The organism is Nostocoides sp. F2B08 (assembly GCF_009184895.1).
GTDB lineage: Bacteria > Actinomycetota > Actinomycetes > Actinomycetales > Dermatophilaceae > F2B08.
Genome location: NZ_WESE01000009.1, coordinates 191,612 through 216,234, shown reverse-complemented (window position 1 = coordinate 216,234; position 24,623 = coordinate 191,612). Strand labels below are relative to the sequence as shown.

The window sequence follows — 24,623 nt, the reverse complement described above, 5'->3', positions numbered from 1 at the left end:
TGGGGGAGTGAGTGCGCAGAAGACGTCCGTGGTCGTCATCGGCGGTGGACCGGGCGGGTACGAGGCGGCCCTCGTCGCCGCCCACCTCGGAGCCGAGGTCACCATCGTCGAGCGGGACGGGGTCGGGGGAGCCGCCGTGCTGACCGACTGCGTGCCGAGCAAGGCGCTCATCTCCACGGCCGACTACCTGTCCGAGTTCGAGACGGCGATCGAGCTCGGCGTCCACCTCGAGGACGTCGAGGGCGACTCGGTCAGCGACGCCCGGGCCGACCTGGCCGAGGTCAACGCGCGGGTGCTGGACCTGGCCGGCGCCCAGAGCGCCGACATCGCGACCCGGCTCCGCGAGGTGGGGGTCCGCACGGTCTCGGGGCAGGCTCGCCTGCTGTCGGCGACACGCGTGCTCGTCGAGGGCGACAGCGGCACCGGGGGCGCCGACGAGATCGATGCCGACGTCGTCCTCATCGCGACCGGCGCGACTCCCCGCGTCATGGACACCGCGGTGCCGGACGGTGAGCGCATCCTGACCTGGCAGCAGATCTATGAGCTCCGCGAGCTGCCGGAGCGGCTCGTCGTCGTCGGATCCGGCGTCACCGGCGCCGAGCTGGCCCAGGCCTATCTCGGGTTGGGTTCGGACGTCGTGCTCGTGTCCTCGCGCGACCGGGTCCTGCCCGGGGAGGATCCCGACGCGGCCGAGGTCATCGAGGAGGTGTTCACCAAGCGCGGGATGGAGGTGCTCGGCCGGTCCCGGATGGCCGCGGTGGAGCGGGTCTCCGACGACGACGGGGAGGGCGTGATCGTCCGACTCGAGGACGGGCGTGAGGTGCGCGGCTCCCACGCGCTGCTCGCGGTCGGCTCGATCCCTCAGACGTCCGGGATGGGCCTGGAGGAGCTGGGGGTCGAGCTGGCCGAGACCGGTCACATCGTCGTCGACCGGGTCTCGCGCACGTCGGTCCGCGGGGTGTATGCCGCCGGCGACTGCACCGGAGTGCTGCCGTTGGCGTCGGTGGCGGCGATGCAGGGCCGCATCGCGATGTCGCACGCTCTCGGGGATGCCGTCACGCCGCTCAACCTGAGAGTGGTCAGCGCCAATATCTTCACCGACCCCGAGATCGCCACGGTGGGGGTCTCGCAGCGCGAGGTCGACGCCGGTGACGTCGTCGCGGATGTCCTGATGCTGCCTCTCTCCCGTAACCCGCGGGCCAAGATGCTGGGTATCACCGACGGCTTCGTCAAGCTGTTCGCCGAGCCCGGCTCGGGATCGGTGCTCGGGGGCGTCGTCGTGGCACCCCGGGCGTCCGAGCTGATCTTCCCGGTCACTCTCGCGGTGGCGCACCGGCTCAATGTCGACCAGATCGCCTCGACCTTCACGGTCTACCCGTCGTTGTCGGGGTCGATCGCAGAGGCGGCCCGACGCCTGCACGCCACCGACTGAGTCCCTGACGGCGAGAGCACCGGTCCGCGCGTCCGACGCTCACCATCCGAGCTCGCGCAGGCGAGCGTCGCCGATGCCGAAGTGGTGGCCCACCTCGTGAACGACCGTCCGGCGAACCCGTTCGACGACCTCCGACTCGCTGGTGCACACCGCGCAGATCGCCTGCCGGTAGATCGTGATCCGGTCCGGCAGTGCGCCGGCGTAGAACGACGACCGCCGGGTCAGGGGGACCCCCTGGTAGAGCCCCAGGAGCCCCGGGGGGCCTCGATGGTGCTGCACCGTGACGGCCACGTTGCTCATGAGTTCGCCCAGCTCTGCGGGGATACCGTCGAGCGCGTCGCTGACCATCGTCTCGAAACGCTCCGGGTCGACCTCGACCATGGACCCAGTGTCCACCCGGCGAGTCGTCGCCCTGCCGAGTGGTGGCGTCGCGACCGCCGGCCTCTCCGGTGGAACCGCGCGCTCGGAGCCCGCGTCAGAGTGCTCGGATGGCCTCATGGAAGGAGCCTGGTGTGGGCACACGGCGGGCGGTGCTGACGAGCGCGGGGTTGATCGCGCTGAGCGTGACCGGATGCGGCGACGCCGGACCGGCGCCAGGCATACCGTCCGGCGCTGAGACCTTCGAGGTGCCGACGTACGACTGGACCGGCGACGGGATGGATGCCCTGGTGACGGGGCGGCTCGCGTTCACCGACGACGGCTGCACCCTGATCTATCAGTCCGGCCAGGAAGCGCTCGCCACGCCCGTGGTCTTTCCCGATGCCCAAGGAGTGCGGTTCGCGAACGGGGTGCGGGCGGTCATCAGACAGGGGTCAGGAGAGGTGTTCGCGGTCGAGGGTGAAGAGTTCTCCTACGGCGGCGGATGGGTCACCCCCGGTGAGGCATGGACCGAGCCGTGCGGCGCATACAGCGGGGGCGACCTCGCCTGGATCAACGACGAGCCCGCCCACCCGGCCCCGACCGCTGATCCGCCTCCTCCCCCGGAGCCGGTTCCGACTCGCGCCGCCTCAGCCGGGGAACTCGGCTGGTATGCGGTGCCCACCTTCTCGTGGGACCCCGCTCAAGGGGGCGACCAGGCGCTCATCGAGGGCACTGTGACGATGACCGCGGACGGGTGCGCGACCGTCGTCCGCGAGGGCGAGGTTGTCGGTCTGGTCCTCCCGAACGCTCGCGGAAAGCGGGACCCGGACGGCGATGACGCGATGATCCTCTCGTCCTTCCCCGATGGCACCGAGACGAACATGGCCATGCACGGCGATCCCGTCTCGTTCGCCGGGAGCGCGACGGAGGACAGCGGCCCCGTCGTCGATCAATGGACGACGCTGTGCCCGGAGTCGCCTGTGGACGGCCTGTTCATCGTCCAGGACACTCAGCCGTGAGCAAGCCCTCGTACCCGAACGCCATTCGCGACCACGAGACGCGTTGACCCTGAGCCACAATGGGAGACATGGAGCAGGACGACGACGTGGTCGGGGCCGAGAAGTCCCGCAACGGGCCCCCGCAAGAGCACAAGGGCATCGTGCACTCGGCGACGGATCTGTTCCTGAGCAGCACGCGAGCGTTGATGGAGCAGGTGGCCCAAGCAGGCGGGGCAGGCGCACACGCCGTCATGCCCGAGCCGGTCCTCACCTCGGCCATCCACATGCTCGAGACCATGCGTACAGCGGTCGAGTCGGCGCCCCAGGTCGGCGCCGAGCTCGACATCGTCCTCAAGGAGATCCACGCGAAGAGGCTGACCATCCAGGCCATCACCGCTGAGCTGGCCGTTCTGAACGACCAGCTGGAGATTCTGGAGCGATCTTTGGCGCCGCTGCAGGCCTGGAGCGCACAGTGGAGCAAGGTTCAGCACACCCTGCTGCACTCGCTGGACCGGCCTTCGGAAGAGCAGGGCTGACCAGCCTCCGCTGCTGGTCGTCATCGATCCCGGGGCCGCGGTCGACGCAGTCGTGGTCGCGCGTCGCCGCATACCTGGGCCGCCGGGTGACCCGCCGCTTCTGGGTGTTGCGACGTATGGAGCGAATCCATGCCGGGTGGCCGTGCGTTGTGTCGGGGCTGGACGCTAGGCCGATATGAGAGTCGTCGGTCGCTATCGCGAGGAGCGGGTGCTCAGCGCGGCACAATGGTCAGGCACCTGACCGCCCCACGAACCCCTTCCAGTGCGGAGCAAACGCATGAGTGGCGCCGACATCCATTTCTACTTCGACCCGGTCTGCCCGTTCGCGTGGATGACCAGCAAGTGGGTCCGCCTGGTCAGCCTCGAGCGCGAGTATGCGATCCGGTGGCGGTTCATCTCGTTGCGGCTGGTCAACGCGACCGTGGACTACGACGCCCACTTCCCGCCGGAGTACGAGGCGGGACACACCGCGGGTCTGAGGCTCCTGCGGGTCGCCGCGCGGGCCCGTGAACTGCTCGGCGATGAGGCGGTGGACACCCTGTATGCGGCCTTCGGCGATCAGATCTTCGAGACGTGGCCGTCGGAGGAACCCGGTGCCGCGCCTGGAACCGAGGCCTTCCTCGCACCGATCCTGGCACGCACCGGTCTTCCTGCTGAGCTGGCAGGTGCGCTGGAGGACACGACCCTGGATTCTGTGATCCAGGCAGAGACCGACGAGGCACTGAGCCTCACCGGACGGGACGTCGGCACCCCGATCATCCACTTCCAACCCCCGGACGGAGTGGCGTTCTTCGGCCCGGTGATCAGCCGGCTCCCCGAGCGGGAGGACGCTGTTCGCTTGTGGGAGCACGTCGTCGGTCTTGCCGGCTTCCCCGGTTTCGCCGAGCTCAAGCGCAGTCTGCGTGAGACACCTCAACTGCCGGCCCTCGGTGTCAGGACCGACGAGGTCGGCGGCCAGGAGGACTGGCACGGCGGTAGCCGTCGATTGAAGAAGTAGCCGATCGGGTGGGTCAGCGACATCGCCGATCAGCCTCCTTGACCAGGCCCACCGCAGCCGGATCGACGCTTCGGTGTCTCAGAAGATCCCCGTTGCACGAAGAGGTATGCGAAGGCGGGCTGGGTGTGTGCGATTCCGCGTCCGGCGACTCGGATCCGGTCGGCGTCCACCCTCTTCACGCCTTCGGGGACCAGGTAGCGGTCGAGCCCGTGCGCGACGAGTTGGTACCGACCGTGACGGTGGTGCACGGCGGCGACGTGCGCCGGGCACGAGAACGACGGGTCGGCCGCCGCCGACTCGCTCATAGGCGACCCTGAGCCCATGCACAACCACGAACTCCACCCTCGCACGCTACTCCTGTTGGCTCCGCTGCCGAGACAACGATCTGATGCCCACTGCCCCTTGACCTTTCGCTGCCGAGGTGGGATGAATGAATGAGTCATCCGACGACCCAGGGGGACGACGATGACCGCAGACTCTAGGACGGGCGATCCGGTTCTGGTCGTTCTCGCGCCCGACCGGCTCCGGGGCCAGCGGATCTCGCTACCCGGTACCCAGGTGGTCATCGGTCGAGCCGAGGACAGCGATGTGCGGATCGATGACCCCTATGTCAGTCGTTCGCATGCCGTCGTGCGTCGCCAAGGCGCACAGGTACTCCTGGAAGATCTTGGCTCGAGAGCTGGAACAGCCGTCAACGGCCATGCCTTGCGCGGTGCGGTCCCCTTGGCACCTGGCGACCTGATCAAATTCGCCGACGTGGAGATGAGGTTCGACGCTGACTCGCACAGTGAGCAGAAGGCACCCTCCCCGGAGAACAGCCCGCCTCAGGCGCCCATGTCTTCGCCAGTCGATCCTCCCGCTGACGCGGCTCGGTTCGACGTGCGGGACCAACGGGCAGGGGTTATCAGCAATGTTGGACGCGACCAACGCATCAGCTACGTGTCATATGTGCGACAGGAGCGGGCGAGCTTCCTCCGAGAGATCGCCGCCACCAAGACCCGAGCACGGTTCTTGGTCTGGACGGGACTGATCGTCTTCACGATTGGCTTCGCCATGGCCGGCTTTGCCGTGCTGCAGACCCTGGCGCGCATCAATGACGCCCTCGGGGACCCCTCGCCGGCACCGCCGGACTTCAGCGACTTCTACGGCACGCCGATCCTCGGGATTCCTTCCGGTTTGCTCGGATTCGGCCTGAGCGGCATCGGGTCCATGCTCCTCGTGTTCGGTATCGCACTACACGTTGTCGCATCGGCGCGCCGCCGTCGGCTCGACCGCGAACTCCCTCAACCGCATCCCGCCCCCTGGTGATCACATGACCTTCAACATCGGCAGCCAGAATGCCGGCGTCGTCAACAACGTCGCCGGCAACCAACGGATCGAAGGGGGCCAGTACGGCACCCTCGTCACCACCGAGGACGCGCTGCATGCAGTCAGCGACCTGCGCGCCGCACTCGATCGGGTCACACTCGACCAGAACACCGCTGTCGTGGCCAACGAACACGTCGACGAGATCGAGTCGGAACTGCACAGCGAACCAGAACCCGACCGCGCACGAGTCGCGCAGGCTCTCGAACGACTCACTCGCTTGCTCACCGCGGCAGGAGCAGTCGCCACCGCTGGCGCGGCGCTGTTGGGGCCACTCCAGGCCCTTGCAGGATGGCTCGGCGGCCTCGGTGCGCCGGTCTTGGCGCTACTCGCATAGCCCGCAACCGGGCCGCTCGGCCCACGCGCTGACGGACCTTCGACTCAGCGGCAGGTAGCCGCGATCGGGTGGCCATGACGGGTGGCATGCTGTGCGCATGCCCTTGCCGGTGTGGTTTCAACGCGTCGAAAGCGGCGCTGTCGCAGTACTCGTTGTGGTGGCCTTCGTCCAGCTGGGGTTCGCTTGGTGGTGGCTCTTGGCAGTCTTCCTGCTCTGGGATCTCTCCATGGCGGGCTACCTAGCCTCACCCAGACTCGGCGCGATCACCTACAACCTCGGCCACAACTACCTTGGACCAGCCGCGCTGCTGGGGTTGACGTTGGTCAGCGACGCTCGCTGGCCGGCGTTCGTCGGCTTGACCTGGGCCTTCCACATCGCTGTCGATCGCCTCCTCGGATACGGCCTCAAGTTCACCGATCGCTTCAGTCACACGCACCTAGGGGAGATCGGCCAGGGGCAGCACGGGAACGTGCGACCCAAGGCCTGAGCCTGAGGCAGGTGCCGGACCCCGGCCGTGGGCGCTCGGAGCAGACGTCATCGAGCAGAGCCGAAGCTCTTGCCTGCCAAGAGATCGTTGACGAGGCGCACCTCTGCCTCGGCGTAGAGCCTGCCGAGTCGCTCATCGTGCTCCGGGGTCAGGCAGTGGGACATGCCGGGTGCTGCGGAGAACTCGCAGAAGACGAGGTCGTCGTCAGAATGGAGGAAGTCCATCCTCATGAAAGGAACCGGAATCGATAGCGAGAGCTCTCTGACGCGGGCCATCTTCTCCTCGGTGAGAAGCCCTCTCCGCACTGACGTCCTGTCGATGTCTTCGAAGTGCGGCTTGTGGTCCAGCCTGAAATCGATCGGGTTCAACGAACCATCGAAATAGGCATATACGCTCTCCGGGAAGCGAGAGGCTTCCAGCACTGTGCCGATCTCGCCGTAGAACGCATAGAACTTCAGGTCAGGGGCGGGAAGTCCTTCGAGTTCGACCAGGGCCTGCACCTCCCACTCGACGCTGTCCAGGTCTGTCGACTCGAGCTCCTCCTGGGCGAGCGCTTGGAGGTCGGCCCAGGTGGAGACGCTGACAGAACGAGAGATCGAGAAGAGCCGGTCGGGGTAGACATAGAAAGCCCCCCGTGTACCGGAGGACGTGGTCAGTTTGATGACGCAAGGCACACTCAGACGTGGAAGAGAGCCGAAGGGACCCCGGAAGTGGGTGGTTATGGTGCTCATGCCTCGTGTGCGGGCGAACTCGGTGTCCAGAGTCTTGTCGATACCGAGCTTCTTCTCGGGCACGGGACCAAGCTGCTTCTTGCGGCGTCTCAGGACTATCTGACGCCAGAACGAATCTACGTTCGGCAGGTCTGGCATGCGGTGTCTGCGCGCCAGTGCCGCAGGTCAAGTCCGGATCGGTGGTGTACGTCGGTGATCGGTGAGGGGGTGGTTTTAGGAGGCGATCAGGGCGGCGGTCTTGGGTGAGTTCACCTCCTGTTGGGGGCCGGCTTCGCGGTCGGTGAGGACGGCTCGGGCTTTGGCCAGGACTTCGAGGCCGAGGTAGCGGCGCTGTTCGGCCCACTCGTCGTGTTGTTCGGCCAGGACGGCGCCGACGAGGCGGATGATGGCGTCGCGGTTGGGGAAGATGCCGACGACGTCAGTACGCCGGCGCACTTCCCGGTTGAGGCGCTCCTGAGGGTTGTTCGACCAGATCTGACGCCACACCTCGCGGGGGAACTCGGTGAAGGCGAGGATGTCGCAGCGGGCGCTCTCGAGGTGGTCACCGACCGCTGGCAGCTTCTCGTACAGGCCTTCGAGGACGCGGTCGAACTGGGCGTGCACGGCCTCGGCGTCGGGTTGGTCGTACACGCTGTGCAGGAGCGCCTTGACCCAGCCCCACTGCGACTTCGGGGTCACGGTCATCAGGTTGGCGGCGTAGTGGGTGCGGCACCGCTGCCAGGATGCGTTGGGCAGGGTGGCCCCGATCGCTTCGACCAGCCCGGCGTGGGCGTCGGAGGTCACCAACGCCACCCCGGACAGGCCGCGGGCGACCATGTCGCGGAAGAAGCCCAACCAGCCTGACTCGGATTCTGTTGTGGCGGTGTGGATCCCGAGGATCTCGCGGTAGCCGTCGGCGTTGACGCCGGTGGCGATCATGACCGCGACCTTGACCACCCGACCGCCCTCGCGGACCTTGAGCGTCAAGGCGTCCGCGGCCACGAACGTGTACGGGCCCTCGTTCAACGGCCGAGTCCGGAACGCCTCGACCTGCGCGTCGAGATCCTTGGCCATCTGCGAGACCTGCGACTTCGACAAGCCGGTGATCCCCAGCGTGCGCACCAGCTTGTCCATCCGGCGGGTGGAGACCCCGAGCAGGTAGCAGGTCGCCACCACCGTGGTCAGTGCCGCCTCGGCACGCCGGTGCCGCTCCAGCAGCCACTCCGGGAAGAAGCTGCCCGAACGCAGCTTCGGGATCGCCACATCGATGGTGCCGGCACGGGTGTCCAGATCCCGATGCCGGTACCCGTTGCGGGAGTTGACCCGCTCCGCCGAGCGGGAGCCGTACTCCGCGCCGCACACGGCATCGGCCTGCGCCGAAAGAAGCGCGTTGATGAACGTGGCCAGCAGCTCACGCATCAGATCCGGGCTGGCCTGGGACAGCTCGTCATGCAGGAAACGGGCAGGGTCGATAATGGGGGCAGCGGTCATCGCTGTGCCTTTCTTCGAGACGGTTGTGGAAGATCACTCGAAGGACCACGCGGTGACCGCACCTACATCCATAGGCCGTCACCCCAGGTCGTCGTACACCAACCCTATGGACTCAACTAGTGCCCGCAAGGTCAAGGTGTGTGTAGTTGTGGGAACCGAGTGTTTTGAGAACCTCCAGATAGAGAGCGAGAACTTCGGGTTCCGTAGACTCATACGATGTGTGACGGAGGAGATCGGCGATCTCTTTGAGGCGACGAGTTGTGTCAACGTACTCCTCGTGTAGAGCGTGATACTCGGTCCGAAGAACTGCGACGTCCTGGTCGGCAACCTGAGCGATGGTCACGACTCGACATTATCTGCTCCTACGGAGCAAAGCGGTGAGCCGAGAGGTGTGGCGGCGCAGTGGATCATCGACCTTGGGCGGACATCTGAGTCACCGTGATGCGCGCTTCCGGGGGTGCCCAGCACGCTCTGCGTCCACTGACTATCGCCCCGGGCTCAGGAGCGAGACCTCAACCGCGCGAACAAAGGAAGGGGGGCACTGCGACCCGCGCGACTCACAGGTCAGGCCACCAGCGGTGAAGGTCAGTCCTTGAGCTCACAGAGCACGGTGCCGCTGTTGACCGTCTCACCGGGGGATGCGGACAGGGCGGTGACGGTGCCGGCCTTGTGCGCGGTGATCGGCTGCTCCATCTTCATCGCCTCGAGCACGAGCACGAGCTCGCCCTCGGCCACCTGCTGGCCCTCCTCGACGGCGATCTTGACGATGGTGCCCTGCATCGGGGCGGTCACAGCGTCCCCGGACGCCGCGGAGCCGGACTTGCCGCCACCGCTGCGCTTCGGCGCCTTCTTGCGGCCACCGCCCGCCCCGTCGCCACCGCCGCCGAACGACAGCCCGCCGGGCACGCTGACCTCCAGACGCTTGCCGCCCACCTCGACGACGATGGTCTGACGCGGCTCGGCCTCCTCGGCCTCGCCCGTCGGGCCGGCGTACGGCGCGATCGTGTTGTCGAACTCGTCCTCGATCCAGCGGGTGTGCACGGAGAACTTCTCGTTCGGGTCGTTCGGCGCGAACGCGGGGTCGGAGACGACCGCTCGGTGGAACGGCACCACCGTGGGCATCCCCTCGATGACGAGCTCCTCGAGCGCGCGGCGGGACCGCTCCAGCGCCTGGCTCCGGTTGCGGCCGGTGACGATCAGCTTCGCGATCATCGAGTCGAACGCCCCCGCGACGGTGTCACCCTCGACGATCCCGGCGTCCCAGCGGATGCCCGGGCCGTGCGGGATGGTCATCTTCGACACGGTCCCAGGCGCGGGCAGGAATCCGCGGCCGGCGTCCTCGCCGTTGATCCGGAACTCGATCGAGTGCGCGTGGGGCACGGGGTCGGGATAGTCGAGCGACTCGCCGTCGGCGATGCGGAACATCTCGCGGACGAGGTCGATGCCGGTGACCTCCTCGGTCACCGGGTGCTCGACCTGCAGACGCGTGTTGACCTCGAGGAAGGAGATGTCGCCGGCGGGACCGACGAGGAACTCACACGTGCCCGCGCCGACGTAGCCGGCCTCTGTGAGGATCGCCTTGCTCGCGCGCAGCAGCTCGGCGTGCTGCTCCTCGGTGATGAACGGCGCCGGTGCCTCCTCGACGAGCTTCTGGTTCCGGCGCTGGAGGGAGCAGTCACGGGTCGAGACGACGACGACGTTGCCGTGCTGGTCGGCCAGGCACTGGGTCTCGACGTGCCGCGGCTGGTCGAGGAAGCGCTCGACGAAGCACTCGCCGCGCCCGAACGCGGTGACGGCCTCCCGGACCGCGGAGTCGAACAGCTCGGGGATCTCCTCGATCGTCCGGGCCACCTTGAGTCCGCGCCCGCCGCCGCCGTACGCCGCCTTGATCGCCACCGGCAGCCCGTGCTCCTCGGCGAAGGCGATGATCTCGTCGGGTCCGTCGACCGGGTCCGCGGTGCCGGGGACGAGTGGGGCGTTGGCCTTCAGGGCGATGTGGCGGGCCTTGACCTTGTCACCGAGGGCGTCGATCGCCTCCGGACCGGGGCCGATCCAGACCAGGCCCGACTCGATGACCTTCTTGGCGAACCCGCCGTTCTCGGCGAGGAACCCGTAGCCGGGGTGGACCGCGTCCGCACCGGCCTCGTGGGCGACCTCGATCAGCTTGTCCTGCAGCAGATACGAGTCCGCAGGGGTCGTGCCGCCGAGGGCGTAGGCCTCGTCGGCGACGGCCACGTGCAGCGCGTCCCGGTCCGGCTCGGCATAGACGGCCACGGAGGCGATCCCGTGGTCCTTGCAGGCTCTGGCGATGCGGACGGCGATCTCGCCGCGGTTGGCGATGAGGACTTTGCTGATGGCCATGGCCCGAATGCTATCGGTAGCCCTCACCCCCTGGCGGGGCACGTCCGACGGGTCGGTATGCGGTAGTCGGCCACCGCATACCCCTGCGGTTCGAGATACTCAAAGGCGCAGGCCAGGGGCCTGCTGCCGGCCCCTGGCCAGGGTGCTGACCGCCCACGTCCGCACCGTGAGTCTCGCCACACCCGGTGGTCCGACCACGGTCCCCAGAGGTCAGGCCGGCGCCGGTCCGCTGTCCGGGGCCGAGGCGCCGGACCCTCCCGAAGGCCCGGACTCCTCCAGTCCCGCCCGCCGCCCCACCGCGGCGGTGGGGAGGGGGCCGGTGAAGAACGGTGTTGCGAGGGTGACCAGGACCGCTGCGGCGAACGCGGCCCGTAGGCCGTCGAACCGCGCAGCGTCGTTGACCTCGACGATGGCCTCGGCCTCGGCTCCCGTGATGCCGAGCTCGTCGAGCGTCGCCTCGAGCTGTGGATCCGAGACGAACGGGACGCTCGATGCCAGCTGGACCGTCGCCTGCTCCGCGATCTGGTCCGAGACCTCCGGCGAGTCCTGCAGTCCGGCGAGGGCCGACGCCGACAGCGAGGCGATCAGGATCGAGCCGATCAGGGCCGTGCCCAGGGACGCACCCAGTGATGTCGCCGTGTTCTGCAGTCCGCCGACGTCGGGGCTGCGTTCGTCGGGCACGGCCGAGACCGTCACCGCGCCGAGCTGCGAGGCCAGGGCGCCGAGCCCCGCTCCGATGAGCAGCATCGGTATCGCGACGACTCCGGCGTCGGCGCCCGGGTTCATCCCGGCGACCAGGACGCCGGTTCCGATGGCGAGGGTCACGAGCCCGACCCGCACGACGCGTCGAGGGCTGGCTTCGGGGAGCACCTTGGGAATGCCCGCCGCGGTCACGAGCAGCGCGATGGAGAGCGGGAACACCCGCAGGCCGGTCTCGAGGGCACTGAGCTCGAGCACGACGGTCAAGAACAGCGGAAGGGCGAAGAACACCCCCGCCTGGATGAGGAACTGGGCGAAGAACATGACGATGCCCACCCGCAGCTGCACCGTCTTCAGCAGGTCCGGCGGCAACAGCGGTTCGCGACCGGTCTCGGCCAGCCGCCTCTCCCACAGGGCGAAAAGGTAGAGCGTTGCCAGCCCTCCAGCGATGAGGAAGATCACGGGAGAGGCGCCGAGGATCTCCGGTCCTCCTGCGCGGGGGGCGACCCACCCCCACTCCGCGGAACGCAGCACACCGAACACGATGGTGGCCAGGGCGACGATCGACAGTGCGGACCCGACCAGGTCGAGCTGCGCGGGAGACCGGGGCACGTCGGCGACCCGTCGCATGAGCAGCAGGATCAGGACGACGACGACCACCTCGCCGGCGAAGACGTAGCGCTAGGACGCGAATGTCGTGACCGCCCCGCCGATGAGTGGGCCGGCCGCGATGGCCATGGCGCCGGCCGCCGCGACGAGGCCGTATGCGCCCGCGCGCTTCTCCGGCGCGAAGTTGCCGGCGACGAGCGCGACGATCGCGGGCATGATGAGCGCCGCCCCGATGCCCTCGAGCAGCGACCAGCCGATCAACAGGACGGTGAGGTTGGGGGCCACTGCGGTGACCAGCGACCCCGTGCCGTACACCACGAGCCCGATCGCGAAGGCTCGACGGCGTCCGAGGACCGACCCCACCTTGCCGCCGGTGATCATCAGGCTCGCCATGACGAGCGTGTACAAGGTGATCGCGGTCTGGATCCCGGTGATCGGGGTTCCGAGATCCTCAGCGACCTGTGACATCGACACGTTCATGACCGAGCTGTCGAGGGTCATGAGGAACTGGCTGGACGCCAGAACCGCCAAGACGACTCCGGAGGCGGTGGCGGCCGTGTCGCGGGAGCCGGTCATGCCGTCAGTCTGCAGCCACCCGGACCGCAGCCGGACACCCCCCTTCCGGGTGGTTTCCCGCGCTCGCGCCGGGGGACCCGGATCACCACCGGGGCGGCAACAAGCCCGGCAGGTGCACCGGCGGCAGGCTGAGCACGCCGGGGGCCTGCCACCCGGTCACGCGCTGCAGACCCTCGACGAGCAGCTGCCACGACAATGGCCCCTCAGCGGGTGAAGCGGCGGCGAGGCCGACCGACTCCGAGCTCTCGGGCGGCTGCAGGGCGCTCAGCGGGTGCGGCTTCGGGAACGGGAGGACCTGGACGTCGTCGACGTCGGCTCCGATGACAGAGCAGACTTCCGCGACCGCGTCGCCGAAACCGCCCAGGCGGTCGACCAGCCCCCGCTCGAGGGCGTCCGCGCCGGTCCAGACTCGGCCCCTGGCCACCGCCCGCAGCTCCTCGACCGGCATCTCCCGGTCCGCGGCCGCCTTCGCGGTGAAGTCTTCGTAGATCCGGTCCAGCCAGGCGTCGAGGACCGCCCACTCGTCCTCGTCGAAGGGTGTCTGCGCCGAGAGCATCGCCGCCCGTCGTGACCCCGCGATGAGCTCGCGGTTCAGACCGATCCGGGCCAGCGCCTCCCGGACGACGAGCTTGCCCGCGAGGACGCCGATCGAGCCGGTGATCGTGCCGGGGGCGGCGACGACCCGATCGCACGGCATCGCGATGTAGTAGCCGCCGGATGCGGCGACCGAGGCCATCGAGGCGACGACCGGCTTTCCCGCCGCCCGGACCTGGAGGACGTCGCGCCGGATCGAGTCCGACGCCACGGCCGAGCCGCCGGGGCTGTCGACCCGCAGCACGACCCCGGCGACGTCCTTGTCCCTCGCCGCCGCTCGCAGCGCGGCGCCGATCGTGTCCGAACCGACCCGGCGTCCTCCCGGTCCCGGTTGTGCGTGACCGACGTGGATGCCGCCGACCGCCTCGATGACGGCGATCCGGGGCTTCGTCGACGGCCTGGGCAGCTGCTGGAGCAGGACGTCGAAGCGGCCGACGCCGTGACGCTCGACGAACCGCAGCGTGGGCTCGTCCGGCCCGACCCGCTCGCGCATCGCGGCATAGGCCTGGTCGCGGTAGCCGATGTGGTCGATGAGGCCACGCTCGAGCGCGTCCTCCGCGGTGAGCGGCGCGTCGTCGAGTGCGGAGCGCACCACGTCGGCGGTCACCCGGCGATCGGCCGCAACGGCTGAGACGAGCTGCTCGGTCACCGACTCGACGAGGCGGCCGACCATCTCGCGGTGCGGCGCGGTCATCCCCGTGCGCAGGAAGGTGTCGGCTGCACTCTTGTACTCGTGCCGCTGGCCGAACTCGGGCTGGACTCCGAGCTTGTCGAGGGTGCCGCGGAGGAACGTCGCCCCGGCGGTGAATCCGGTCAGCCCCAGACCGGAGGCCGGCTGGAGCCAGATCTCCTCGAAGGCCGTCGCCAGGTGGTAGCCCACGCTGCCGTCCCCGAGCTCGCCGAAGGCCGGGCTGAAGGCGAGGGTCGGCTTGCCCCTGGCCCGGAAGGAGCGGACCGCCGCGCGCAGCTCGTCGGACTGGGCGAGAGTGAGTCCACCGCCGTGGACGACGCCGATCAGACCCACGACGGAGTCGTCGGTGCCGGCTCGGCGCAGATGCTCCACCAGGGTGCGCAGCTGCGGCGTTCGCAGCGCCCGGATCGCCTCGACCGGGTTGGCCGGCGCAGCCTCGGCCAGGCCGCGACCCAGGTCGAGCTCGAGGAGCACGCGCTCACCGGGGGCGCCGGGCAGTCTGTTGCCCAGCGGGATGCGGGTGAGCAGGTCCTCGAGGACGGGCGGGAGCTTCATGCCCCCAACCTACGTCGTCGCCGCGGCGGGCCGTCCGGTCGTCGAGTGGTAGAACGCGACCATGGCATCGCGGAACTCCCGGCGGGAGTCGGCCCACGTGTAGAACATGTGCCCGCCCGGGTAGTGCCGGGTCGTGAGCCGGCCGCTGTCGCTCTCCCGCAGCCGCATGAGGTTCACCAGCCGATCGCTCGAGTGGTACGGCGTGACGAGGTCGAAGCGCCCGTGGCAGAGGAAATAGCGCGTGTGCGGGTTGAGGGCCAGGGCGTAGCGGAGGTCGTCGACGGCTCCCTGCGGAGGTGCGGCCCAGGGCTTCTCGCCGTCCTCGGCCCACGACTCGTTGACCTCGTGCGAGAGCAGGAGGTACTCACGGTCGGTGTCGACCCCGATCTCGCTGCGGATCTGCTGGTTCGCACCGGCGGCGAAGATCCGTTCGATACCCGAGAGGGTGGGGTCGGGCCACGTCATGCCGTCCCGGTCGGGGAAGGGGTTGGCCGAGACCATGCTCGCGTCGTAGAGGCCGACGACCTCGGCGTGTGCGGCTCGCAGCTCGCGGACGAACCGGTGGATCGGTATGCGGCCCTCACCCCGTTCGGCGAGGTCACGGTGGAGCCCGGTCAGGTCCGCGAACCGCCGCAGCACCTCTCGCCTCCGATCGGCGGGCATCGACGCGCCCTGGGTGAGGAAGGCGACGTAGTCCGCGGTCGCGAACTCCTCCGCGGCACGGAGAACCTCGTCGAGGCCGGCATCGCCGGGCAGGGCGCGGCCCAGGCCGTGGTGGTGTGCCGCAGCGGCCATCGTCGGGAGCAGGTCGACCCAGGCGGCGATGTCGTAGTCGTTCGGCATGAGCAGGGAGAACTCGAGCGCCGGGCTGATGATGACGACCCCGTTGAGCCCGACGCCGTACTTCTCGGGGAGCAGCTTGGCCAGGCGCGCGACGCGGTATCCGCCGTAGCTCTCGCCGGCGATGAAGATCGGCGACGCCCACCGGTCGTGCGCGGTCAGCCACCGCCGGATGAACTCGCCGATCGAGTCGAGGTCCCGCTGGAAGGCGAAGAACCGCTTCGCCTTCTTCTCCGCCTCGGGTCCTCCCGCCGCCTTGTCGTCACCGGAGCCCTTCCCGCCGTTCGGTTCGGGCTTGATGAGCCGGCTGAAGCCGGTGCCGATCGGGTCGATGAACACCAGGTCCGAGAAGCCGAGCCACGACTCCTCGTTGGGGACCAGACGCGACGGCGGCGGTGGGGCCGTGCCGTCGTCGGCGAACGCGACGCGCCGCGGGCCGAGCGCGCCGAGGTGCAGATAGGCGCTCGACGCTCCCGGGCCACCGTTGAAGACGAAGGTGACCGGTCGGTCCACGTCCGGCTCCGAGTCCTCGCCCCCGGCGAGATAGCTCACCGAGAACATCTCGGCGACCGGCTCGTCGGCCTCCCGCAGAACCGTCCACCGGGCCACCGCCTCGTAGTCGAGCTCGCCGTCCGGACCGCTCCAGCTGGAGCGGCGGGACGAGCCGGCCGGTGGCCGGTGCTCGGACCTGGCATCCGAGCGGGGGACCGCGTCGACGTCGGTCCCACCCGCAGGCTGGTCGGCGGGAATGGGCGCAGCGGAGGTGGCGTCGGTTGTCATCACCCGACCGTAGTACGGCGATCAGATGTTGTGACACTCATGAGTAGCCGCACTCAGGACAGCGCACCGTCCGGGGCGCTTGACTGGGTGCATGAGCGCAGCGTCGCCGTCACCAGCACCTGTCCCGACCACAGCGGAGCGACACCGCTGGCTCACCGGTGAGCTCCGTGAGTGGGAGCGCGACGGCCTCCTCACCCCCGATGCGGCCGCGGCGATCGCCGACCGGTATGTCGTGACCGCGGACGCCGGGCGCCGGTTCACCGCCGTCCGGGTGATCCTCGGGCTCGGTGCGGTGTTCATCGGGATCGGCCTCATCTGGCTCGTCGCAGCCAACCTGGACGAGCTGTCCCCCCTGGTCCGCTTCCTCCTCGTCGTCGCGCTGTGGGCGGGGTTGGCGATCGCGGCAGAGCTGACCCGCGACCTTGTCAGCGCGGCGCTGAAGCTGCTCACGGCACTCGCCGCCGGCGCCGTCGTCTTCCAGGCTGCGCAGAGCCTGCAGGTGCCCGCCTACCGTCCGCACCTCCTCCTCGCGTGGGGCCTCGGAGCCCTCCTGTATGCGTATGCCCGCCGCTCGCGTGCCGCCGGCCTCGTCGCAATCACGGTTCTCGCGGCGTGGTATGTCTGGCAGGTCATGGACGCCGGAGGCGGCGTCGTGACCTTCACGGGTGCGGTCCTCCTCGCGTCGGTGGCCAGCGTCGCCCTCGCGGCACTCCATCCGGACTCGTGGCGCGGGTTCGGGCGACTGTGGCTGAGCCTCGGAGCGGTCATGTCCCTCATCGGTGCCTTCGCCGCGGCCATCCCCTACTCCGGCGGCTCGGACCGGTGGAGCGAGGGCCTCACCGCGGGTATCGTCCTGGCCCTCGGCCTGGCAGCCGCAGCGCTCTGGCGCTCTACGCGCGATGAGCAGGTCGAGCTCGGCGTGGCCGTCGGCGCGCTCGTCCTCGGGCTCGTGATGAGTCTATGGCGGCCGATGACCTACAGCGACGCCATGGTCCCCGACGAGCTCACGGCCGAGATGTGGCTGCGGACGGGTCTGGCCATCCTCGTCTTCCTCGTCATCGCCGGAGGATGGGCTGTCGTCGGAGCACGGCGCGGACTGCCCGTCGTCTCCGCGGCGGCCACGGTGGGAGTCGTCGTGTTCACGACCTTCCAGAGCTTCGCGGTCTTCGCTCCGATCATCTCCGGAGCCACCCTCTTCCTCGCCGTCGGAGTCGTCATGCTCATCACCGGCGTGGTCGCCGAACGGGCCCGCCGCAGGATCGGATCGGAGGTGCGGTCGTGATGACCACCGCCCAGAACACCACCGAGCAGCCCCGCTCCGACGGCGCCCGCTCCGGCGGCGCTCGCCCGGCGCGCGGCCCCGGCCGCCGCGGCTGGCTGATCCTCGTGGGAGTCCTCGTCGTGCAGCTCGTGCTCACCCTGGTCGCCGTCCTGCCGCAGCTCTCACCGCGCGTCTCCGGCACGGAGGTCGCGTTGCGGGTCGGCCCGGTCGACCCGATCGATCCCTTCCGTGGCGCCTACGTCGACCTGGACTACCCCGACCTGCCCGACCCGCAGTTCGAGGCGAGCGGGCCGGAGGAGCGGGGCACCGCATACGTCGCCTTGCGGCAGGAGGGCGATGTCTGGGTGGGCGGCGAGGTCCAGCGCAACGAACCCGATGGACTGTTCCTGCGATGCGACGACAGCGGCTGGCGGCTCGAGTGCGGGATCGAGAGCTGGTTCGTCGGACAGAGCGAGGCCGTCGACCTCGAGGAGAGCGTTCTCGACCAGGACGCGATCGCCACGGTGCGCGTCGACCGGTGGGGCAACGCCGCGATCGTCGACCTGATCCCGCACGAGGGCTGACTGCAGGCCTGCACGCGGCCTACCCTGGACGACATGCTGGCCGGCCTGCTCCTCGGACTGTTCGGGGTGCTCATCCTCGGTCTGCTGGCCTATTGGGCCAGCCGTCCGCCGCGCCGCGTCGAGGACCTGTCCTGGCGGGAGCGGCGCCGGGTCGAGCGCGGACATTATCTGGACCTCTGACCGAGCCCGTCTCGCGGTTCTGGAGCTCTTCCGCGTGGAGCGGTCAGACGGGCAGGAGCCGTCCGACCACCTGGCGCAGGTGGGCTATCGTCGCGCATTCGTGCATGTCGACGATCCGCCCGTAGGTCGCGGACTCACTGTCGCCGCTGCCCCATGATCGGGCCGGTTCCGGGTTGAGCCACACGACGGCGCGGGCGCGCTCGGCGATGGCGTGCAGGGCGTCGGTGCGCGGGTCGGTGTGGTTGCTGCGCGCATCGCCGAGGATGAGGACGGTCGTGCGGGGCGTCACCGCGTCGAGGTGGTGCTCGGCGAAGTCCGCGAAGGCCGAGCCGTAGTCCGAGTTGCGGTGCCAGCGCGTCATCTCGCGCACGTCGCGGACCTCCTCCGTCAGATCCGCGCCGGGTGGCGCCGATGCGAAGAGCTCGGTCAGCTCCGAGGTGACATTGACGAAGCCGAAGATCCGCACCCGGCTCCACTGCGCGTGCAGCGCCTGGAGCAGGAGGATCGTGAACCGGCTGAACCCGGCGACCGAGGACGAGAAGTCGGCGAGGACGACGAGATCCGGCTTGTGCGGCGGGCGGTGCCGGTATGCGGGGCGCATCGGGATCCCGCCCGTCGCCATCGAGCGGCGCAGGGTCGAGCGCAGGTCGATCGAGCCACGCTGGTGCCGTCGGCGGCGAGCGGACATCCGGGTCGCGAGCTTGCGCGCCAGCGGACCGATCGTCGCCCGCAGCTCGGCGAGCTCGCGTGGGCCGGCGAGGATGAAGAGGGTGCGGTCCGCGGAGGCGCGCACCGCATACCGGCTGATCCGCTCCCGGCCGCGGACCTCGGCGTTGCGACGGCGGGCCTCGGCCTCGACGGCGGCGCGGAACTCGCCGACCCGGCTACGGAGCTCGTCACGGCGGAACGACTCGGTGAAGAGCGGGCCGTCGCTGCCCGGGCCCGCTCCCAGAGCGGCGGCGAGGGTGGTCTGCGGGGCGAGCGTGTCCAGGGCCTGGGCGGCGGAGAAGGCGCCCGCGCTCGCCTCGTTCGGGAGCCTGCCCAGGTCGACGAGGGCTTGTTCGGCGAGCCGCTGCAGGGCGTCCCGGTCGTCCGTCGCGAGCGCCCGGGCGAGCTCGTCGCGGAGTCCGGCGGCGTGCTCCCGGCGGTCGTCCGCCGTCGCGAAGGACGGCGGCGGGTCGGCGAGGGTGGCCGAGTCGCCCACCGCGCGGGGGAAGTAGACGTCGAAGACCTCGTCGAACACCCTGCGCTCCCCGGACCGGCGCAGCAGCGCGGAGGCGAGTCCGGCGCGCAGGCGCTCGCGGTCGTCGAGGCCGAGCGTGGTGGCCACCTGCGCCGCGTCGATCACCTCGCTCGGCCCGGCGACCAGGCCGTGCTGTCGCAGCGCGCGGCCGAAGTCGACGAGGTGCCGGTGGATGGGGGGCTGGGTCACCGTCGTCCGCTCAGCCGACCGCCAGCGCCGCGGAGGCGCGGTCGATGTCGTCGCGATGCTTGAGGAGGACCCCGAGGTTGTCCCGGACGATCTCGGGGGAGAGGTCCTCGGCGCCGAGGGCGAGCAGGGTCCGCGCCCAGTCGATCGTCTCCGAGATGCTCGGCGCCTTGCGCAGCGGCAGCTCGCGCAGCCGGGCGACGAGCCGGACGACCGACTCGGCGAGAGCCTGCGGAAGGTCGGGGACGGCGGCCTCGACGATGCGCTGCTCGAGCTCGGGCGTCGGGTAGTCGATGTGGAGGAACAGGCATCGGCGGCGCAGGGCTTCGGACAGCTCACGCGTGGCGTTCGAGGTCACGACGACGAAGGGAGTGTGGGTCGCCTCGATGGTGCCGAGCTCGGGCACCGTGATCGCGAAGTCGCTGAGCACCTCGAGGAGCAGGCCCTCGATCTCGACGTCGGCCTTGTCGAGCTCGTCGATGAGGAGGACGACCGGCTCGTCGGACCGGATCGCCGCCAGCAGCGGCCGGGCGAGGAGGAACTCGTCGGTGAAGATGTCGTCGCGGACGGCGTCCCAGCCCGAGTGCGCCTCCGGGTGGGTCGCGCCGCCGCCCTGGCGCTCGGCGGTGATGCGCAGGAGCTGCTTGGCGTGGTTCCACTCGTAGAGGGCGCGGGCCTCGTCGACGCCCTCGTAGCACTGCAGCCGGATCAGCCGCGCCCCTCGGCTGCGGGCAACGGCCTTGGCGAGCTCGGTCTTGCCGACGCCGGCCGGACCCTCGACGAGGAGCGGCTTGCCGAGGCGGTCGGCGAGGAAGACCGTGGTCGCGATCGCCTCGCTGGCGAGATAGCCGGCCTGCTCGAGTCCGTCTCTGACCTGGTCGACCGAGACCGCTCGGCGACCATCGGGCGAAGGTCGGTCATCGGGTGCGGGGTGCGTCATGCCCCCCATTGTCGGCGCTCGCGGGTGCGTGGACTCGCGCACCCCGCCCCGAGGTGCGAGTCAGCACCCGTTCCGCAGGCCCTGCACCCGACGTGCGACCTCGCGCCTGCAGGTGCAGGGGGTGGGTCGCAGTTCGGGAGCGCTGGCCGAGCTTCGAGGCCGGGGACGAGGTTCAGGGCGTATGCGCTGGTCGCGCCCGCGTGGCCGCTCAGCTCGGGTGCCCCTCGGCCTCCTCGAGGCCGTTGGAACCCTGCTCGTCCTGCTCGGTGTCGGCGGACTCCCGGTGCGCCGACTCGTCGAGCTCGTTCAGGGCACGCTCTCGGCGCTTGTCGATCAGACGCTTGGCGAAGCCGCCGACGACGAGGGCGCCGACCGTGCCGGACATGATCCAGGCGAGGGCGGAGCGTTCATCGGTGGGGCCGTCGTCACTCATGTCACTACTGTCCCACGCGTCTCGCCGACGGGGTGGGACCCTGCCCTTGCTGTGTCAGCTCCTCGCGGCATCGTCGCTCGAAGCCGTCGAGCTCGGTGAGCGCCGCCTCGATGTCGGCCCGGCGCTGCTCGAGGTCGGCGCGTCGTTCGTCGATCTGGCTCAGGACGTACTCGAGCTGGGAGCGCCTGCCCCGCGGGGCGTCGTAGAGGTCGATGATCGTGCGGATCTCCTCGAGCGGGAAGCCGAGCCGCTTGCCGCGCAGGATGAGGCCGAGCCGGGTGCGGTCGCGGCGGTGGTAGATCCGGCGGGTGCCGTGACGTTCGGGGGAGATGAGACCGAGGTCCTCGTAGTGCCGGACGGTGCGGTGGGTGATGCCGAACTCGTCGGCGATCTCCGCGATCGTCCACGTCTCTCGCATCGCGGTCGTCGTCTCGCCGGTCCGGGTTGCCATGACACCCGAGCATGCTTTACGTTGACGTAAACGTCAAGCGCACACCTCCGCTGACGACACCCATCTCGACGAGGAGACCCCCGCGATGTTCCAGCTCGGCCCCGACCACGAGGAGTTCCGCTCCCTCGTCCGCGACTTCGCCGTCGGCGAGGTCGAGCCGCACGTCCACGAGTGGGACCGCGCGCACCACTTCCCGACCGACCTGATCCCGAAGATGGGCGAGCTCGGCCTGTTCGGACTCGTCGTCCCGGAGGAGTTCGGCGGCTCCCTCGAGGACTCCGACGGCGGCGCCTTCACCAACCTCTGCATCGCGATCGAGGAGCTCGGCCGCGTCGACCAGTCGATCGGCATCACGCTCTCGGCCGGGGTGGGTCTCGGGATCAACCCCATCCTCACCTACGGCACCGACGAGCAGAAGCAGACCTATCTGCCCGATCTCGTCGCCGGCCGCACGCTCGCGGGCTTCGGCCTCACCGAGCCCGACGCCGGCTCCGACGCCGGCGCCACCCGCACGAAGGCCGAGCTCGTCGGAGACGAGTGGGTCGTCAACGGCGCCAAGGCCTTCATCACGAACTCCGGCACCGACATCACCTCCGTCGTCGCCGTGACCGCCCGCACCGGTACGACGTCGGACGGCAAGGCCGAGATCTCGGCCATCATGGTCCCGAGCGGCACGCCCGGGTTCGAGGTGGCCCCCGCATACGACAAGCTCGGCTGGAACATCTCCGACACCCACGGCCTCGCGTTCAGCGACTGCCGGGTGCCCGCCGAGAACCTTCTCGGCGAGCGCGGGCACGGCTTCAAGCAGTTCCTCAAGACCCTCGACGACGGCCGGATCGCGATCAGCGCCCTCGCCCTCGGTCTGATCACCCGGATGCGGGAGGAGGCCGCCGCATACAGCCAGAGCCGGCTGGCGTTCGGCAAGCCGATCGCCGTCAACCAGGGTGTCTCGTTCCAGGTCGCCGACCTCGCCGTCATGGAGGAGACCGCCCGGCTGCTCACCTACAAGGCGGCCTGGCTCAAGGACGAGCAGGAGGCCGGCCGCACGAGCGTGGCCAAGGTGAAGCAGGCAGCCTCGATCGCCAAGCTGTACACCTCGGAGGCGGCCGTCTCGGCGACCCGGATCGCGACCCAGATCTTCGGCGGCAACGGCTTCATGGAGGAGTACCCCGTCGCCCGCTTCTACCGCGACGCCAAGATCCTCGAGATCGGCGAGGGCACCTCCGAGGTCCAGCGCATGGTCATCGCCCGGGGCCTAGGCTTGCCCGCGTGAGCGAGACGAGTGGCGGCCGGCTGCCCACCACGCAGGGCGACCCCAGGGTCCAGGACGTCCGCGAGCGGCTTCAGGCGGCGCACCGCGCCTCGGCCGCGCCGACCGAGGGGGCCGCGGCCAAGCTCGCCGGACAGAACAAGCTCTACGTGCGCGACCGGATCGCGCTGCTCCTCGACGAGGGGTCGTTCGTCGAGGACGGTCGCTACGCCAACGCCATGGCCGCGGGTCTGCCCGCCGACGGCGTCGTGACCGGCCGCGGAACGGTCGAGGACCGGCCCGTCGTCGTCATCGCCAACGACCCGACCGTCAAGGCGGGCTCGTGGGGGGCCCGCACGGTCGAGAAGATCGTCCGGGCCACCGAGACCGCGCTGCGCGAGGAGCTGCCGGTGTTCTGGCTCGTCGACTCCGCCGGTGCCCGGATCACCGACCAGGTCGAGATGTTCCCCGGCCGGCGGGGTGCCGGGCGGATCTTCCACAACCAGGTCGCGCTCTCTGGCAAGGTGCCCCAGATCTGCTGTCTCTTCGGCCCCTCGGCGGCGGGCGGCGCCTACATCCCGAGCTTCTGCGACCTCATCATCATGGTCGAGGGCAACGCCTCGATGTACCTCGGCAGCCCCCGGATGGCCGAGATGGTCGTCGGTGAGAAGGTCTCGCTCGAGGAGATGGGCGGCGCGCGGATGCACTGCACCGTCAGCGGCGTCGGGGACCTGCTCGCCCACGACGACACCGAGGCCATCGAGCTGGCCCGGCTCTACTTCTCCTACGTGCCGGACAACTGGCGACAGGCCCCGCCGGCCTACCACCCCGAGCCGCCGTCGGCGCCACTCACCGACGCCACCGTCCCCGAGCGCGAGAGCCAGCCGTTCGACATCCACGACGTCATCGACGGGATCGTCGACGAGGACAGCTTCTTCGAGATCAAGCCGCTCTTCGCGGCCGAGCTCGTCGTCGGCTTCGGCCGGCTGAACGGCGAGACCGTTGGCATCGTCGCGAACAACTCGATGGTCAAGGGCGGGGTTCTCTTCACCGACAGCGCGGACAAGGCGAGCCGGTTCATCTGGCTGTGCGACGCATACTCCATGCCGCTGCTCTATCTCGCGGACGTGCCGGGCTTCATGATCGGCTCCGAGGTCGAGCGCGGCGGCATCATCCGGCATGGCGCCAAGATGGTCTCGGCCGTCTCCTCGGCGACCGTCCCGCAGATCTGCGTCGTCGTCCGCAAGGCCTACGGCGCCGGCCTGTATGCGATGGGCGGCCCGGGCTTCGGCCCCGACGCGACCCTGGCACTGCCGACCGCACGGATCGCCGTCATGGGCCCGGAGGCGGCGGTCAACGCGGTCTACGCGAACAAGATCGCCTCGCTCACCGACGACGCCGAGCGTGAGGAGTTCATCGCGCGGATGCGCCGCGAGTACGAGGAGGACGTCGACCTGGAACGGCTCGCCGCCGACCTCGTCCTCGACCACATCGTCGACCCGGCCGACCTGCGCGACGAGCTGCTCAAGCGGTTCCGCTACGCCGCACACCGCGACCGGCACTTCGCCGCCAAGCGCCGCGACGTCCCGCCGGTCTGAGACCGCCGACCGCGACGATGCCGCCGCGGGTGACGGGACTCACCATGACCCGCCGCCGCGGGGCAGCGGTCGTAGCATCC

The 24,623-nt window shown here is 69.7% G+C and carries 25 protein-coding genes; 12 read left to right on the top strand and 13 right to left on the bottom strand.

The genetic code is table 11. From position 1 onward, the window contains the following. Positions 1-7 precede the first annotated feature (7 nt). On the top strand, positions 8-1,432 hold the full coding sequence (locus GA707_RS17415; protein ID WP_152179708.1) for an NAD(P)H-quinone dehydrogenase: 1,425 nt from the start codon (positions 8-10) through the stop codon (positions 1,430-1,432). 39 nt (positions 1,433-1,471) lie between these two features. Here GA707_RS17415 and GA707_RS17410 read toward each other — a convergent pair whose 3' ends face one another. Beyond that, positions 1,472-1,813 (bottom strand): metallopeptidase family protein, encoded by a 342-nt coding sequence (locus GA707_RS17410; RefSeq protein WP_152179707.1) that lies wholly within the window; start codon positions 1,811-1,813, stop codon positions 1,472-1,474. 131 nt (positions 1,814-1,944) lie between these two features. On the opposite strand from GA707_RS17410, the gene GA707_RS17405 reads away from it, so the two are divergent. From GA707_RS17405 to GA707_RS17380, 6 genes are all read left to right on the top strand, one after another. Next, on the top strand, positions 1,945-2,811 hold the full coding sequence (locus tag GA707_RS17405) for a hypothetical protein (RefSeq protein WP_152179706.1): 867 nt from the start codon (positions 1,945-1,947) through the stop codon (positions 2,809-2,811). A 68-nt stretch (positions 2,812-2,879) separates the two neighbouring features. Then, entirely contained in the window at positions 2,880-3,326 is a 447-nt protein-coding gene (locus GA707_RS17400) for a hypothetical protein (protein ID WP_152179705.1), read from the top strand. 277 nt (positions 3,327-3,603) lie between these two features. Further along, positions 3,604-4,323, top strand: coding sequence for a hypothetical protein (locus GA707_RS17395; RefSeq protein WP_152179704.1), 720 nt, complete (start codon positions 3,604-3,606; stop codon positions 4,321-4,323). A 465-nt stretch (positions 4,324-4,788) separates the two neighbouring features. Continuing rightward, positions 4,789-5,631, top strand: a complete 843-nt coding sequence (locus GA707_RS17390) for an FHA domain-containing protein (protein ID WP_152179703.1) — start codon at positions 4,789-4,791, stop codon at positions 5,629-5,631. Positions 5,632-5,635: 4 nt separating this feature from the next. Continuing rightward, the gene (locus GA707_RS17385; RefSeq protein ID WP_152179702.1) at positions 5,636-6,025 is read left to right on the top strand and encodes a hypothetical protein; all 390 of its coding nucleotides are present in this window, start codon (positions 5,636-5,638) and stop codon (positions 6,023-6,025) included. 97 nt (positions 6,026-6,122) lie between these two features. Next, a complete protein-coding gene (locus tag GA707_RS17380) occupies positions 6,123-6,512 on the top strand; it encodes a DUF4260 domain-containing protein (RefSeq protein ID WP_152179701.1) in 390 nt (129 codons plus the stop codon). A 47-nt stretch (positions 6,513-6,559) separates the two neighbouring features. On the opposite strand, the gene GA707_RS17375 is transcribed toward GA707_RS17380, so the two are convergent. The 8 genes from GA707_RS17375 to GA707_RS17345 form a co-directional block, all read right to left on the bottom strand. Beyond that, positions 6,560-7,306, bottom strand: coding sequence for an ATP-grasp fold amidoligase family protein (locus GA707_RS17375; RefSeq protein WP_193315398.1), 747 nt, complete (start codon positions 7,304-7,306; stop codon positions 6,560-6,562). A gap of 150 nt (positions 7,307-7,456) precedes the next feature. Further along, the gene (locus GA707_RS17370) at positions 7,457-8,713 is read right to left on the bottom strand and encodes an IS256 family transposase (RefSeq protein ID WP_152179699.1); all 1,257 of its coding nucleotides are present in this window, start codon (positions 8,711-8,713) and stop codon (positions 7,457-7,459) included. Between the two features lie 112 nt (positions 8,714-8,825). After that, the gene (locus GA707_RS17365; RefSeq protein WP_152179698.1) at positions 8,826-9,056 is read right to left on the bottom strand and encodes a hypothetical protein; all 231 of its coding nucleotides are present in this window, start codon (positions 9,054-9,056) and stop codon (positions 8,826-8,828) included. A gap of 242 nt (positions 9,057-9,298) precedes the next feature. Then, positions 9,299-11,074 carry a biotin carboxylase N-terminal domain-containing protein gene (locus GA707_RS17360; RefSeq protein WP_152179697.1) on the bottom strand — a complete coding sequence of 592 codons (1,776 nt, stop codon included), beginning with the start codon at positions 11,072-11,074 and terminating at the stop codon, positions 9,299-9,301. Between the two features lie 210 nt (positions 11,075-11,284). Continuing rightward, on the bottom strand, positions 11,285-12,433 hold the full coding sequence (locus GA707_RS17355; RefSeq protein ID WP_226963911.1) for an MFS transporter: 1,149 nt from the start codon (positions 12,431-12,433) through the stop codon (positions 11,285-11,287). Positions 12,434-12,454: 21 nt separating this feature from the next. Further along, positions 12,455-12,958 (bottom strand): MFS transporter, encoded by a 504-nt coding sequence (locus tag GA707_RS21405; RefSeq protein ID WP_226963910.1) that lies wholly within the window; start codon positions 12,956-12,958, stop codon positions 12,455-12,457. Between the two features lie 82 nt (positions 12,959-13,040). Further along, complete coding sequence (locus GA707_RS17350; RefSeq protein ID WP_152179696.1) at positions 13,041-14,798, bottom strand: S49 family peptidase; 1,758 nt, start codon at positions 14,796-14,798, stop codon at positions 13,041-13,043. A gap of 9 nt (positions 14,799-14,807) precedes the next feature. After that, complete coding sequence (locus GA707_RS17345) at positions 14,808-16,418, bottom strand: S10 family peptidase (RefSeq protein WP_152179695.1); 1,611 nt, start codon at positions 16,416-16,418, stop codon at positions 14,808-14,810. Between the two features lie 91 nt (positions 16,419-16,509). Between GA707_RS17345 and GA707_RS17340 the strand changes: the two genes are divergently transcribed. From GA707_RS17340 to GA707_RS20950, 3 genes are read left to right on the top strand one after another with little or no spacing between them, the layout of a single operon-like run. Continuing rightward, the gene (locus GA707_RS17340) at positions 16,510-17,700 is read left to right on the top strand and encodes a DUF2157 domain-containing protein (protein ID WP_152179694.1); all 1,191 of its coding nucleotides are present in this window, start codon (positions 16,510-16,512) and stop codon (positions 17,698-17,700) included. Then, positions 17,700-18,263, top strand: coding sequence for a GDYXXLXY domain-containing protein (locus GA707_RS20955; protein ID WP_193315397.1), 564 nt, complete (start codon positions 17,700-17,702; stop codon positions 18,261-18,263). Before GA707_RS17340 ends, GA707_RS20955 begins: the two co-directional genes overlap by 1 nt. Positions 18,264-18,296: 33 nt before the next feature. After that, a complete protein-coding gene (locus GA707_RS20950; RefSeq protein ID WP_193315396.1) occupies positions 18,297-18,443 on the top strand; it encodes a hypothetical protein in 147 nt (48 codons plus the stop codon). Between the two features lie 43 nt (positions 18,444-18,486). On the opposite strand, the gene GA707_RS17330 is transcribed toward GA707_RS20950, so the two are convergent. The 4 genes from GA707_RS17330 to GA707_RS17315 all read right to left on the bottom strand — a co-directional run bounded on the left by GA707_RS17330 (position 18,487) and on the right by GA707_RS17315 (position 21,696). Then, entirely contained in the window at positions 18,487-19,875 is a 1,389-nt protein-coding gene (locus tag GA707_RS17330) for a VWA domain-containing protein (protein ID WP_152179692.1), read from the bottom strand. 10 nt (positions 19,876-19,885) lie between these two features. Continuing rightward, positions 19,886-20,812 (bottom strand): MoxR family ATPase, encoded by a 927-nt coding sequence (locus tag GA707_RS17325; RefSeq protein ID WP_152179691.1) that lies wholly within the window; start codon positions 20,810-20,812, stop codon positions 19,886-19,888. Between the two features lie 208 nt (positions 20,813-21,020). Next, positions 21,021-21,245, bottom strand: coding sequence for a hypothetical protein (locus tag GA707_RS17320; protein ID WP_152179690.1), 225 nt, complete (start codon positions 21,243-21,245; stop codon positions 21,021-21,023). 4 nt (positions 21,246-21,249) lie between these two features. Further along, on the bottom strand, positions 21,250-21,696 hold the full coding sequence (locus tag GA707_RS17315) for a MerR family DNA-binding transcriptional regulator (protein ID WP_152179689.1): 447 nt from the start codon (positions 21,694-21,696) through the stop codon (positions 21,250-21,252). Between the two features lie 85 nt (positions 21,697-21,781). On the opposite strand from GA707_RS17315, the gene GA707_RS17310 reads away from it, so the two are divergent. Together GA707_RS17310 and GA707_RS17305 are read left to right on the top strand one after the other, a co-directional pair. Next, the gene (locus GA707_RS17310; RefSeq protein WP_152179688.1) at positions 21,782-22,969 is read left to right on the top strand and encodes an acyl-CoA dehydrogenase family protein; all 1,188 of its coding nucleotides are present in this window, start codon (positions 21,782-21,784) and stop codon (positions 22,967-22,969) included. Next, the gene (locus tag GA707_RS17305; protein WP_226963909.1) at positions 22,966-24,543 is read left to right on the top strand and encodes an acyl-CoA carboxylase subunit beta; all 1,578 of its coding nucleotides are present in this window, start codon (positions 22,966-22,968) and stop codon (positions 24,541-24,543) included. Before GA707_RS17310 ends, GA707_RS17305 begins: the two co-directional genes overlap by 4 nt. Positions 24,544-24,623 lie beyond the last annotated feature (80 nt).